Genomic DNA, 12,874 nt, shown 5'->3' with positions numbered 1-12,874 from the left:
GTGACCGCCCCGGCGAGGGGCGGTCACCGCCTGCGGTCGAACGGCGGGGGGATCAGCCCTGCGCGGCCTTCTTCAGCTGCTCCACGCGGTCGGTCCGCTCCCAGGTGAAGTCCGGCAGCTCACGGCCGAAGTGGCCGTACGCGGCGGTCTGCGAGTAGATCGGGCGCAGCAGGTCCAGGTCGCGGATGATCGCGGCCGGGCGGAGGTCGAAGACCTCGGTGACGGCCTTCTGGATGCTGAGGACCGGCACGGTCTCGGTGCCGAAGGTCTCCACGAAGAGGCCGACCGGCTCGGCCTTGCCGATCGCGTACGCGACCTGCACCTCGGCGCGGCGGGCGAGGCCGGCGGCGACGATGTTCTTCGCCACCCAGCGCATCGCGTACGCGGCCGAGCGGTCCACCTTGGACGGGTCCTTGCCGGAGAAGGCGCCGCCGCCGTGGCGGGCCATGCCGCCGTAGGTGTCGATGATGATCTTGCGGCCGGTGAGGCCGGCGTCGCCCATCGGGCCGCCGATCTCGAAGCGGCCGGTCGGGTTGACCAGCAGGCGGTAGCCCTCGGTCACCAGCTTGATGCCCTCGTCGGCGAGCGCCTTCAGCTCCGGCTCCACGACGAACTCGCGGATGTCGGGGGTGAGCAGCGAGTCCAGGTCGATGTCGCTGGCGTGCTGCGAGGAGACCACCACGGTGTCGAGGCGGACGGCCTTGTCGCCGTCGTACTCGATGGTGACCTGGGTCTTGCCGTCGGGGCGCAGGTACGGGATGGTGCCGTTCTTACGGACCTCGGAGAGCCGCTTGGAGAGGCGGTGCGCCAGGGTGATCGGCAGCGGCATCAGCTCGGGCGTCTCGTCGGACGCGTAGCCGAACATCAGGCCCTGGTCGCCGGCACCCTGCTTGTCCAGGTCGTCCTCGTCACCCTCGACCCGGGCCTCGTACGCGGTGTCGACGCCCTGCGCGATGTCGGGCGACTGCGCACCGATGGAGACCGAGACGCCGCAGGACGCGCCGTCGAAGCCCTTCTTGGAGCTGTCGTACCCGATCTCCAGGATCTTGTCCCGGACCAGCTGGGCGATCGGCGCGTACGCCTTCGTCGTCACCTCGCCGGCCACGTGCACCTGGCCGGTGGTGATGAGCGTCTCCACGGCGACCCGGGAGGTCGGGTCCTCCCGGAGGAGAGCGTCAAGAATGGTGTCGCTGATCTGGTCAGCGATCTTGTCGGGGTGTCCCTCGGTCACGGATTCCGAGGTGAACAGGCGGCGAGACACAGCGCTCCCTGGGGTTGCAGCGGCTGCTGACTGAAGGCCCCCGGCGAACCGGGGACATCCGGAAAGACTTGATTCCTGGAGTGTAACGGTCGGCTACCGAGGAACGTCACTCCCATCCGGAAAAGGAGACGGAAATGATCGCCCCTGGAGATCGTCCGGATCATTCCGGACGCCCGAACAGGGGCGTTCCGGGCTATCGGGCGATCGGTTCCAGCCGCTCTGCGACAAGGTCCCACACCACGTCGGCGAGCGCCTCCTTGGGACCGACCGGAACGGGCGTCTCGCTGCCGTCCGCGCCGAGCACGATCGCCTCGTTGACGTCGGTGCCGAAGGCCTTGCCGTCGCCCACCTCGTTGACGACCAGCAGGTCGCAGCCCTTGCGGGCGAGCTTGGCGCGACCGTTGGCGAGCACGTCGTCGGTCTCGGCGGCGAAGCCCACGACCAGTTGGCCGGGCCTGGCCCGTTCGGCGGACAGCTCGGCGAGGACGTCGGGGTTGCGGACCAGCGCGACCGGGGCCGGCTCGACGCCGTCGACTTTCTTGATCTTGCCGCTGGCGTACTCCGCCGGGCGGAAGTCGGCCACCGCGGCGGCCATCACCACGGCGTCGGCGTCCGCGGCGGCCGCCAGGGCGGCCTCGCGCAGCTGGAGCGCGGTGGCGACGTGCACCACGTCGACGCCGGCCGGGTCGGGCAGCTCGGCGTTGGCGGAGAGCAGCGTCACCCGGGCACCGCGGGCGGCGGCGGTGGCGGCCAGCGCGTAGCCCTGCTTGCCGGAGGAGCGGTTGCCGAGGAAGCGCACCGGGTCCAGCGGCTCGCGGGTGCCACCCGCGGAGACCACCAGGTGTCGGCCGGCGAGGTCCGCCTTCACGCCGCCGTGCCGGAGCACCGCGCGGCAGGCGTCGAAGATCGCGGACGGCTCGGGCAGCCGGCCCTTGCCGGTGTCCTTGCCGGTGAGCCGGCCGACGGCGGGCTCCAGCACGATCACCCCGCGCCGGCGCAGCGTCGCCACGTTCTCCCGGGTCGCCGGGTGCTCCCACATCTCGGTGTGCATGGCGGGTGCCAGGACGACCGGGCAGCGGGCGGTGAGCAGGGTGTTGGTGAGCAGGTCGTCGGCCAGGCCGTGGGCCGCCCTGGCCATGAGGTCGGCGGTGGCGGGGGCGACCACGACCAGGTCGGCCTGCTGGCCGATCCGCACGTGCGGGACCTCGTGGACGTCGTCCCAGGTCTCGGTGGCGGCCGGGCGGCCGGAGAGCGCGGCCCAGGTGGCCTCTCCGACGAACTGCAGGGCGGCGGCGGTGGGCACCACGGTGACCCGGTGGCCGGACTCGGTGAAGCGGCGCAGCAGTTCGCAGGCCTTGTACGCGGCGATCCCGCCGCTGACGCCGAGGACGACGCGCGGGGTGTCGGTCCGGTCCGTGCTCGCGCTCATCTGCCGCATTCCTCCAGGTCGGGGACGTGCCCAGGTCGGGAACGTGCCCACCCTACGGCCCCGCGGCGATCACGCGCACCGACCCTCGCCCGCACTGTGGCCGGGCCCACAGGCCCGCGGGTACGCGAAAGGGCCCGGCGGAAACGATTCCGCCGGGCCCCCGCACGTCATCGGGGCCTCAGGCCGCCTCGACCGCCTCGGCGGTAAGCATGCCGGCGTTGATCTCGCGCAGCGCGATCGACAGCGGCTTCTCGTGCACGTGGGTGTCGACCAGCGGGCCGACGTACTCCAGCAGACCCTCGCCCAGCTGCGAGTAGTACGCGTTGATCTGGCGGGCACGCTTGGCCGCGTAGATCACCAGGCTGTACTTGGAGTCGGTGGCCTCAAGCAGCTCGTCGATCGGCGGGTTGATGATGCCCTCGGGCGCGGTCATGGAAGAGGACACGCGAAAACCTTCCGAAAGGGTGGAAAAGACAGACAGGTCAGGCTACACCGAGCAAGGCTAGCAGTTCGGCCGCTACCTGCTCGACGGAGGTGTTGACAAGGGTCGTGTCGAACTCCGGCTCGGCCGCCAGCTCGACCTTCGCCGCCTCCAGGCGCCGTTCGATCACGTCCTGCGGCTCCGTGCCCCGGCCGGTGAGCCGGCGGACCAGCTCGTCCCAGCTCGGCGGGGCCAGGAACACCAGCTGGGCGTCGGGCATCGTCTCCCGCACCTGGCGGGCGCCCTGCAGGTCGATCTCCAGCAGGACGGGCTCGCCGCGCTCCAGCTTCTCCAGCACCGCCGCCCTCGGGGTGCCGTAGCGGTTGCCCGCGAACTCGGCCCATTCGAGCAGTTCGCCGTTGGCGATCAGCTTGTCGAACTCGTCGTTGTCGACGAAGTGGTACTGGACCCCGTTCTTCTCGCCCGGCCTCGGGTGGCGGGTCGTCGCCGACACCGAGAGCCAGACCTCGGGGTACTGCTTCCTCATATGAGCGACGACCGTGCTCTTGCCGACCCCCGAGGGGCCGGAGAGCACGGTCAGCCGCGGACGCTCACTCATGCACCGATTATCCCGGATCGCGGACGATCCCGGGACCACGGGGGCACGGTCAGGCGGCACCGCCGCCGAACTCCCGCTCCAGGGAGGCGATCTGGTTCGTGCCGAGACCGCGGACCCGGCGGCTCTCACTGATGCCGAGACGCTCCATGATCTGCTTGGCCCGGACCTTGCCGACTCCCGGGAGGGACTCCAGCAGGGCCGAGACCTTCATCTTGCCGATCACGTCGTTGTCGGCCTTGCCGGCCTTGATCACCTCGTGCAGCGAGGCGCCGGAGTGCTTGAGCCGGTTCTTGACCTCGGCGCGCTCCCGGCGAGCCTCGGCGGCCTTGGCGAGCGCGGCGGTGCGCTGTTCAGGGGTAAGGGGCGGAAGAGCCACGCCGTTCACCTCAGGGTGTGGAAGGAAGGGATTGAGCTATGACTGATTTTGTGCCTGAGCCGTCGCACAGGAGGAGCCCAATGGCTCTGACCTGCGAGAGCAGCGGGATTCGCGGCTCTTCGACGACCTATCGCCGGACACTACCCGGATTACGGCGCCACGTCAGGAAAAGAACACGAAAAGTCCTGGTCAGCCGAGGCCGACCAGGACTTTACCGGGCAAATCGTCCGCGATTGAGGGGCTTTTCCGGGTCAGGTGTGACCGCGCTCACGTCGGCCCGCCATCCCCCGCGCCACCCCGCCGCGCCATCGCGCAGGGTCACGCCACCGCTGCACGGGGTCGCTCCCGTCCCCGCGCGGACGCCCCGCGCTACTTCACGGCGTCCGCGTACTCCTCGACGAAGCGCTGCGCGGCCTCCCGCAGGGCCGGCACCGAGGGGCCGTGCCGCAGCACGTCCCGGCTGACGCTCGGCACCACGTTGCGCACCGAGGCGCCGAACACCCGCGGCAGGTCGGCCATCGTGGCGCCCTGGGCGCCGATGCCGGGGGCCAGCAGCGGGCCGTTGATCGCCAGGTCCACGCCCGCGTCCGCCAGGGTCGCGCCGACCACCGCGCCGAAGGAGCCCAGCGGCTCGGCGCCGGCGTTCTCGGCGGCCAGCTGCCGCAGCACCGAGGCCGCGACCTGCTCGCCGCCGGCGCCCACCGCGCGCTGCACCTCGGCGCCCTCCGGGTTGGAGGTCAGCGCCAGCGCGAAGACGCCGCCGCCGTGCTCCGCGGCGAGGTCCAGGGCCGGGCGCAGCGAGCCGAAGCCCAGGTAGGGGCTGACCGTGACGGCGTCCGAGAACAGCGGGCTGCCCGGGGCGAGGAAGGCCTCGGCGTAGGCGGCCATGGTGGAGCCGATGTCGCCGCGCTTGGCGTCCATCAGGACGAGCGCGCCGGCCGCGCGGGCCTCCTCGACGGACTTCTCCAGCACGGCGACGCCGCGGCTGCCGAAGCGCTCGAAGAAGGCGGCCTGCGGCTTGAGCACGGCCACCCGGTCGGCCAGCGCCTCGACCACGGTGCGGCTGAAGGTCTCCAGGCCCGCCACGGAGTCCTCCAGGCCCCAGGCGGCCAGCAGGGAGGCGTGCGGGTCGATGCCGACGCAGAGCTGCCCGCGGGTGTCGAGGGCGTGGCGCAGGCGGGTGCCGAACGGGGCGGGGGTCATGACGTCCTTCCGGAAGGGGTGGGAGGGGGCTCAGGCGGCCTTGGGCGCGTCGACGGCGCTGCCGACGGCGGCGGCCAGGTTGCGGAAGCCGCCGGCCCGGACGCGGGCGGAGAGGCCCTTGTGGATGCGGCGGCACCAGAGCGGGCCCTCGTAGATGAAGGCGCTGTAGCCCTGGACGAGATCGGCGCCGTGCACGATGCGCTGCCAGGCGTCCTCGGCGGTCTCGATGCCGCCGACCGAGACCAGCACCAGGCGGCCGTCGGTGCGGGCGCGCAGCCGCTGCAGGACCTCCAGCGCGCGCTCCTTGAGCGGGGCGCCGGAGAGGCCGCCCATGCCGATCTCCTCGACCCGGGCGGCGTCGGTGCGCAGGCCCTCGCGGCCGATGGTGGTGTTGGTGGCGATGATGCCGTCCAGGCCCAGCTCCAGGGCGAGGTCGGCGACCGCGTCGACGTCCTCGTCGGCCAGGTCGGGGGCGATCTTGACCAGCAGCGGGACGTGGTGCGGGGTGGACGCGTCGGCGGCCCGGCGGACGGCGGCGAGCAGCGGGCCGAGGTGGGAGACGGCCTGCAGGTTGCGCAGCCCGGGGGTGTTCGGCGAGCTGACGTTGACGACCAGGTAGTCGGCGTACTTGGCGAGGCGCTCGGTCGACTTCACGTAGTCGGCGATCGCGTCGGCCTCCTCGACGACCTTGGTCTTGCCGATGTTGACGCCGATCACCGGGGTGGAGGTGGTGTGCGGACGCCGGGCCAGGCGGTCGGCGACCCGGGCGGAGCCCTGGTTGTTGAAGCCCATCCGGTTGATCAGCGCGCGGTCCTCGACCAGGCGGAACAGCCGGGGGGCGGGGTTGCCGGGCTGCGGCTCGCCGGTGACGGTGCCGATCTCGACGTAGTCGAAGCCGAGCATCGACAGACCGTCGATGCCGACGCCGTTCTTGTCGAAGCCGGCCGCCAGGCCGAACGGGCCCGGGAGGTCGAGGCCGAGCGCGGTGGTGCGCAGCGCCCGGTCGCGCGGGGCGAGGACCAGCCGCACCAGCGTGCGCAGGCCGGGCACCGAGGAGGCCAGGCGGATCCAGAAGAAGGCGAGGTGGTGGGCCTTCTCGGGGTCCATCTTCTTGAAGACGAGGTCGAACAGCAGCTTGTACACGGGTGAAGCCTCCCGGGCATGGGAGTGGGGGGCACCCTGCGGTTCGGTGCCCCCCACTGAGGTGGTCCTACTTGCGGCCGGCGTTGATCAGCTCGGCGTGCTCCTGGAGCGACATCACCCCGACCTCGTCGCGCAGCAGCGCGTCGATGCCCTGGACGGCGGCGCCCATGGCCTGGACGGTGGTCAGGCACGGGACGCCGCGGGCGACGGCGGCGGTGCGGATCTCGTAGCCGTCGAGGCGCCCGCCGGTGCCGTACGGCGTGTTGATGATGAGGTCGACGTCGCCGTTGTGGATCAGCTGGACGATCGTCTTCTCGCCGTTCGGGCCCTCGCCCTCGCTGTGCTTGCGCACCACGGTGGCGGGGATGCCGCCGCGCTGGAGGACCTCGGCGGTGCCGGAGGTGGCGAGCACCTCGAAGCCGAGGTTGACCAGGGCCCGGGCCGGGAAGACCAGGTTGCGCTTGTCGCGGTTGGCGACCGAGACGAACACCTTGCCCTTGGTCGGCAGTGCGCCGTAGGCGCCGGCCTGCGACTTGGCGTACGCCGTGCCGAAGACCTTGTCGATGCCCATGACCTCGCCGGTGGAGCGCATCTCCGGGCCGAGGACGGTGTCCACGCCGCGGCCGTGCACGTCGCGGAAGCGGCTCCACGGCATGACGGCCTCCTTGACGGAGATCGGCGCGTCGGCGGGCAGGGTGCCGCCGTCGCCCTCGGCCGGGAGCAGGCCCTCGGCGCGCAGTTCGGCGATGGTGGCGCCGAGCGAGATCCGGGCGGCGGCCTTGGCCAGCGGCACGGCGGTGGCCTTGGAGGTGAACGGCACGGTGCGGGAGGCGCGCGGGTTGGCCTCCAGCACGTAGAGGATGTCGCCGGCCAGCGCGAACTGGATGTTGATCAGGCCGCGGACGCCGACGCCCTCGGCGATGCCCTCGGTGGCGGTGCGCAGGCGCTTGATGTCGAAGCCGCCGAGGGTGATCGGGGGCAGTGCGCAGGCGGAGTCGCCGGAGTGGATGCCGGCCTCCTCGATGTGCTCCATGACGCCGCCGAGGTAGAGCTCGGTGCCGTCGTAGAGGGCGTCGACGTCGATCTCCACCGCGTCGTCGAGGAAGCGGTCGATGAGCACCGGGTGCTCGGAGATCAGGCCGGCGTGCCGCTCCAGGTAGGAGGCGAGGGAGACCTCGTCGTAGACGATCTCCATGCCCCGGCCGCCGAGCACGTAGGACGGGCGGGCGAGCACCGGGTAGCCGATCTCGTCGGCGATGGCCTTGGCCTCCTCGAAGGAGAACGCGGTGCCGTGCTTGGGGGCCGGCAGGCCCGCGTCGCGCAGCACGCGGCCGAAGGCGCCGCGCTCCTCGGCGAGGTGGATGGCCTCCGGCGGGGTGCCGACGACCGGGACGCCGTTGTCCTTGAGCGCCTGGGCCAGGCCGAGCGGGGTCTGGCCGCCGAGCTGGACGATCACGCCGGCCAGCGGGCCTGCCTGCTGCTCGGCGTGGACGATCTCCAGCACGTCCTCCAGGGTGAGCGGCTCGAAGTAGAGCCGGTCGGAGGTGTCGTAGTCGGTGGAGACGGTCTCGGGGTTGCAGTTGACCATCACGGTCTCGTACCCGGCGTCGGCCAGCGCGAAGGAGGCGTGGACGCAGGAGTAGTCGAACTCGATGCCCTGGCCGATGCGGTTGGGGCCGGAGCCGAGGATGATCACGGCGGGCTTGGTGCGCGGCGCGACCTCGCTCTCCTCGTCGTAGGACGAGTAGAAGTACGGGGTCTTGGCGGCGAACTCGGCGGCGCAGGTGTCGACGGTCTTGTAGACCGGGCGGATGCCGAGCGCGTGCCGGACCTCGCGGACGACGTCCGGGCGCAGGCCGCGGATCTCGCCGATCTGCTGGTCGGAGAAGCCGTGGCGCTTGGCGTGGCGCAGCAGCTCGGGGGTGAGCTTGGGGGCCTCGGCCAGCTCGCCGGCGATCTCGTCGAGCAGGAAGAGCTGGTCGACGAACCACGGGTCGATCTTGGTGGCGTCGAACACCTCCTCGGGGGTGGCGCCGGCCCGGATCGCCTCCATGACGGTGTTGATCCGGCCGTCGGTCGGCACGACGGCCTTGGTGAGCAGCTCGGCCTTGTCGCCGACCGGGCCGGCCCAGGTGAACTGGCTGCCCTTCTTCTCCAGCGAGCGGAGCGCCTTGTTGAGGGCCTCGGGGAAGTTGCGGCCCATCGCCATGGCCTCGCCGACCGACTTCATGGTGGTGGTGAGGGTGGCGTCCGCGGAGGGGAACTTCTCGAAGGCGAAGCGCGGGACCTTGACGACGACGTAGTCGAGGGTCGGCTCGAAGGAGGCCGGGGTCTGCTCGGTGATGTCGTTGGGGATCTCGTCCAGGGTGTAGCCGACGGCCAGCTTGGCGGCGATCTTGGCGATCGGGAAGCCGGTGGCCTTGGAGGCGAGCGCCGAGGAGCGGGAGACGCGCGGGTTCATCTCGATGACGATGACCCGGCCGTCGTCGGGGTTGACGGCGAACTGGATGTTGCAGCCGCCGGTGTCGACGCCGACCTCGCGGATGACGGCGATGCCGATGTCGCGCAGGATCTGGTACTCGCGGTCGGTGAGGGTCATCGACGGGGCGACGGTGATCGAGTCACCGGTGTGGACGCCCATCGGGTCGAAGTTCTCGATCGAGCAGACGACCACGACGTTGTCGTTGCGGTCGCGCATCAGCTCCAGCTCGTACTCCTTCCAGCCGAGGATGGACTCCTCCAGGAGCACCTCGGTGGTCGGCGAGAGGGCCAGGCCCTGGCCGGCGATGCGGCGCAGGTCCTCCTCGTTGTGGGCGAAGCCGGAGCCGGCGCCGCCCATGGTGAAGGAGGGGCGGACGACGACCGGGTAGCCGCCGAGCGTGTCGACGCCGGCGACGACCTCGTCCATGGTGTGGCAGATGACCGAGCGGGCGGACTCGCCGTGGCCGATCTTGGCGTGGACGGCCTCGACGACGCCCTTGAAGAGGTCGCGGTCCTCGCCCTTGTTGATCGCCTCGACGTCGGCGCCGATCAGCTCGACGCCGTACTTCTCCAGCGTGCCGGCCTTGTGCAGGGAGATCGCGGTGTTCAGCGCGGTCTGGCCGCCGAGGGTGGGCAGCAGCGCGTCGGGGCGCTCCTTGGCGATGATCTTCTCGACGAACTCGGGGGTGATCGGCTCGACGTAGGTGGCGTCGGCGATCTCCGGGTCGGTCATGATCGTCGCGGGGTTGGAGTTGACCAGGATCACCCGCAGGCCCTCGGCCTTGAGGACCCGGCAGGCCTGCGTGCCCGAGTAGTCGAACTCGGCGGCCTGGCCGATGACGATCGGCCCGGAGCCGATGACCAGGACGGACTTGATGTCGGTGCGCTTAGGCACGCTGGCCCTCCATGAGCTTCACGAAACGGTCGAAGAGGTAGGCCGCGTCGTGCGGGCCGGCGGCGGCTTCGGGGTGGTACTGCACGCTGAACGCGGGGGTGTCCAGGCACTGCAGGCCCTCGACCACGTCGTCGTTCAGGCAGACGTGGGAGACCTCGGCACGCCCGTACGGGGTGTCGCTCACCTGGTCCAGCGGTGCGTTGACGGCGAAGCCGTGGTTGTGGGCGGTCACCTCGACCTTGCCGGTGGTGCGGTCCTGCACCGGCTGGTTGATGCCGCGGTGGCCGTACTTGAGCTTGTAGGTGCCGAAGCCGAGGGCGCGGCCGAGGATCTGGTTGCCGAAGCAGATCCCGAAGAACGGGGTCCGGCGCTCCAGCACGCCCTGCGCCACGGCGACCTGGTGGTCGGCGGTGGCCGGGTCGCCGGGGCCGTTGGAGAAGAAGACGCCGTCGGGCTGGACGGCGTACAGCTCCTCCAGGCCGGCGCCGGCCGGGAAGACGTGCACCTCGATGCCGCGCTCGGCCATCCGCTGCGGGGTCATCGCCTTGATGCCGAGGTCCAGGGCGGCGACGGTGAAGCGCTTCTCGCCGATCGCCGGGACGACGTACTTCTCGGTGGTGGCGACCTCGGCGCAGAGGTCGGCGCCCTTCATCTCGGGGGCCTCCAGCACCTTGGCGAGCAGCTCCTTCTCGTCGGCCAGCGAGGGGCCGGAGAAGATGCCGACGCGCATCGCGCCGCGCTCGCGCAGGTGGCGGGTGAGGGCGCGGGTGTCGATGCCGCTGATGCCGACGACGCCCTGGTTCGCGAGCTCCTCGTCGAGCGGGCGCAGCGAGCGCCAGTTGGACGGGATGCGGGCGGGGTCGCGGACGACGTAGCCGGCGACCCAGATCCGCTGGGACTCGTCGTCCTCGTCGTTCCAGCCGGTGTTGCCGATCTGCGGGGCGGTCATCACGACCACCTGGCGGTGGTACGACGGGTCGGTCAGGGTCTCCTGGTAGCCGGACATGCCGGTGTTGAAGACCGCCTCGCCGAAGGTCTCGCCGACGGCGCCGTAGGCCTGGCCGCGGAAGGTCCGGCCGTCCTCCAGGACGAGCACGGCGGGCACGCGCTCCCGCCGTTGGCGCTGTGTGGTGGGGGCAGGTGCGGTCATGTGGCGGCCTCTTCCGTCTTCGTCGTCGTGCGTGTTGCGAATCGAGCGATTGCCTCGACCCAGGCGGCGTGCTCGTCGGGGTGGTCCAGCCGGAAGCCGGAGTCCAGCTCGGTGGCGGCCTCGCCGGGGGCGGCCCCGGGGAGCGTCCAGGTGACGACCAGCAGGCCGGCCGGGACGACCTTGCCGGCGATGCCGGAGTCGGTGCGGGCGGCGGCCAGCCGTGCGGCCGGGATCCAGAAGTCCACGTCGCCGGGGCGCTGGACCAGCAGGCCGTCGGCGCCGAGGGTCAGGTCGGCGCGGCTGCGGGTCCCCAGGCCGTGGGCGACGACCCGGTCGAGCCAGTTCCCGGCGGTGGTGGTGCCGTGGTAGCGGCCGCTGCCCTCCAGGAGGGTCCGGCCGGCGCGGGCCGGCACGGCGGGCAGCGGGGGCAGGCCGGACTGCAGGGTCCGGCGCCAGTTCCAGCCCTGGCGCATCAGCCAGTAGACGAGGCCGATGACCAGCAGCAGGCCGACCGACCACCCGATGTACCCGGGCCAGTTGGTGACCCGCGCCTGCTCCTGGGCGAGCGCGGCGTACGGCGTCACGCGAGCCCGCCCTGCTCGACGAGCTCGCCGGCCAGGACGGTGGCGGTGCCGCGCAGGAAGGTCGCGTGCACGCGTCCGGGCAGGTCGAGGCCCCGGTAGGGGGTGTTGCGGGAGCGGGTGGCGAAGCTGTCGGGGTTCACGGCACCACGGTACGCGGGATCGAAGAGCACCAGGTTCGCCGGCTCACCCACCGAGATCGGCCGTCCGTGGCCCGCGAGGCGCCCGATCCGGGCCGGGCGGTGCGACATCCGGTCGGCGACGCCCTCCCAGTTCAGCAGGCCGGTGTCGACCATGGTCTGCTGGACGACCGACAGCGCGGTCTCCAGGCCGACCATGCCCATCGCGGCGACGGCCCACTCGCAGTCCTTGTCCTCGGCCGGGTGCGGCGCGTGGTCGGTGGCGACGGCGTCGATGGTGCCGTCGGCGAGGGCCTTGCGCAGCGCCTGGACGTCCTCGGCGGTGCGCAGCGGCGGGTTGACCTTGTACACCGGGTCGTACGAGCGGACCAGCTCGTCGGTGAGCAGCAGGTGGTGCGGGGTGACCTCGGCGGTGACGTCCCAGCCCTTGGCCTTGGCCCAGCGGATGATCTCCACCGAGCCGGCGGTGGAGACGTGGCAGACGTGCAGCCGGGAGCCGACGTGCGCGGCGAGCAGCACGTCGCGGGCGATGATCGCCTCCTCGGCGACGGCGGGCCAGCCGCCGAGGCCGAGCTCACCGGAGACCTGGCCCTCGTTCATCTGGGCGCCCTCGGTGAGGCGCGGCTCCTGGGCGTGCTGGGCGACGACGCCGTCGAAGGCCTTCACGTACTCCAGGGCGCGGCGCATGATCACCGCGTCGTCGACGCACTTGCCGTCGTCGGAGAAGACCCGGACGCCGGCCGCGGACTCGTGCATGGCGCCGAGCTCGGCGAGCTTCTTGCCCTCCAGGCCGACGGTGACGGCGCCGACCGGCTGGACGTCGCAGTAGCCGGACTCCTTGCCGAGCCGCCAGACCTGCTCGACGACGCCGGCGGTGTCGGCGACCGGGAAGGTGTTGGCCATCGCGTGGACGGCGGTGAAGCCGCCCCTGGCGGCGGCCTGGGTGCCGGTGAGGACGGTCTCGGCGTCCTCACGGCCGGGCTCGCGCAGGTGGGTGTGCAGGTCGACCAGGCCGGGCAGGGCGATCAGCCCGCCGGCGTCGATGTCGATGTCGGCCTCGACGTCGAGGCCGGTGCCGATCGCCTGCACGATGCCGTCGGCGATGTGGAGGTCCTGCGGGGCGCCGCCGAGGATCCGGGCGTTGCGGATCAGGTAGGTCACGCGGCTGTCGGTTC

11 protein-coding genes are annotated in these 12,874 nt (G+C 71.8%); all 11 read right to left on the bottom strand.

The window, feature by feature from the left end:
* Positions 1 to 52: 52 nt before the first annotated feature.
* The 11 genes from metK to ACWGB8_RS07660 all read right to left on the bottom strand — a co-directional run bounded on the left by metK (position 53) and on the right by ACWGB8_RS07660 (position 12,860).
* Positions 53 to 1,261 (bottom strand): methionine adenosyltransferase, encoded by a 1,209-nt coding sequence (metK, locus tag ACWGB8_RS07710; protein WP_452211245.1) that lies wholly within the window; start codon positions 1,259 to 1,261, stop codon positions 53 to 55.
* A 193-nt stretch (positions 1,262 to 1,454) separates the two neighbouring features.
* Positions 1,455 to 2,690: a bifunctional phosphopantothenoylcysteine decarboxylase/phosphopantothenate--cysteine ligase CoaBC gene (coaBC, locus tag ACWGB8_RS07705; protein WP_452211243.1), complete on the bottom strand. Its 1,236-nt coding sequence runs from the start codon at positions 2,688 to 2,690 to the stop codon at positions 1,455 to 1,457.
* Between the two features lie 178 nt (positions 2,691 to 2,868).
* The gene (rpoZ, locus tag ACWGB8_RS07700) at positions 2,869 to 3,135 is read right to left on the bottom strand and encodes a DNA-directed RNA polymerase subunit omega (protein ID WP_030056185.1); all 267 of its coding nucleotides are present in this window, start codon (positions 3,133 to 3,135) and stop codon (positions 2,869 to 2,871) included.
* A gap of 37 nt (positions 3,136 to 3,172) precedes the next feature.
* Positions 3,173 to 3,730, bottom strand: a complete 558-nt coding sequence (gmk, locus tag ACWGB8_RS07695; protein ID WP_452211241.1) for a guanylate kinase — start codon at positions 3,728 to 3,730, stop codon at positions 3,173 to 3,175.
* A gap of 49 nt (positions 3,731 to 3,779) precedes the next feature.
* Positions 3,780 to 4,106, bottom strand: coding sequence for an integration host factor, actinobacterial type (gene mihF, locus ACWGB8_RS07690; protein ID WP_030056187.1), 327 nt, complete (start codon positions 4,104 to 4,106; stop codon positions 3,780 to 3,782).
* 369 nt (positions 4,107 to 4,475) lie between these two features.
* Positions 4,476 to 5,309: an orotidine-5'-phosphate decarboxylase gene (gene pyrF, locus ACWGB8_RS07685; protein WP_452211239.1), complete on the bottom strand. Its 834-nt coding sequence runs from the start codon at positions 5,307 to 5,309 to the stop codon at positions 4,476 to 4,478.
* 30 nt (positions 5,310 to 5,339) lie between these two features.
* Complete coding sequence (locus tag ACWGB8_RS07680; protein WP_452211237.1) at positions 5,340 to 6,452, bottom strand: quinone-dependent dihydroorotate dehydrogenase; 1,113 nt, start codon at positions 6,450 to 6,452, stop codon at positions 5,340 to 5,342.
* A 67-nt stretch (positions 6,453 to 6,519) separates the two neighbouring features.
* Positions 6,520 to 9,828: a carbamoyl-phosphate synthase large subunit gene (gene carB, locus ACWGB8_RS07675; protein WP_452211236.1), complete on the bottom strand. Its 3,309-nt coding sequence runs from the start codon at positions 9,826 to 9,828 to the stop codon at positions 6,520 to 6,522.
* Positions 9,821 to 10,978: a glutamine-hydrolyzing carbamoyl-phosphate synthase small subunit gene (gene carA / locus ACWGB8_RS07670; protein ID WP_452211234.1), complete on the bottom strand. Its 1,158-nt coding sequence runs from the start codon at positions 10,976 to 10,978 to the stop codon at positions 9,821 to 9,823. The genes carB and carA overlap by 8 nt, the downstream gene beginning before the upstream one ends.
* Positions 10,975 to 11,562: a PH-like domain-containing protein gene (locus ACWGB8_RS07665; protein ID WP_452211232.1), complete on the bottom strand. Its 588-nt coding sequence runs from the start codon at positions 11,560 to 11,562 to the stop codon at positions 10,975 to 10,977. The genes carA and ACWGB8_RS07665 overlap by 4 nt, the downstream gene beginning before the upstream one ends.
* Positions 11,559 to 12,860, bottom strand: a complete 1,302-nt coding sequence (locus ACWGB8_RS07660; protein WP_452211253.1) for a dihydroorotase — start codon at positions 12,858 to 12,860, stop codon at positions 11,559 to 11,561. The genes ACWGB8_RS07665 and ACWGB8_RS07660 overlap by 4 nt, the downstream gene beginning before the upstream one ends.
* Positions 12,861 to 12,874: the final 14 nt, after the last annotated feature.

Source organism: Kitasatospora sp. NPDC054939 (genome assembly GCF_053610105.1).
The sequence above is the reverse complement of the archived record's forward strand: the minus strand, read 5'-3'. Positions and strand labels throughout refer to the sequence as shown.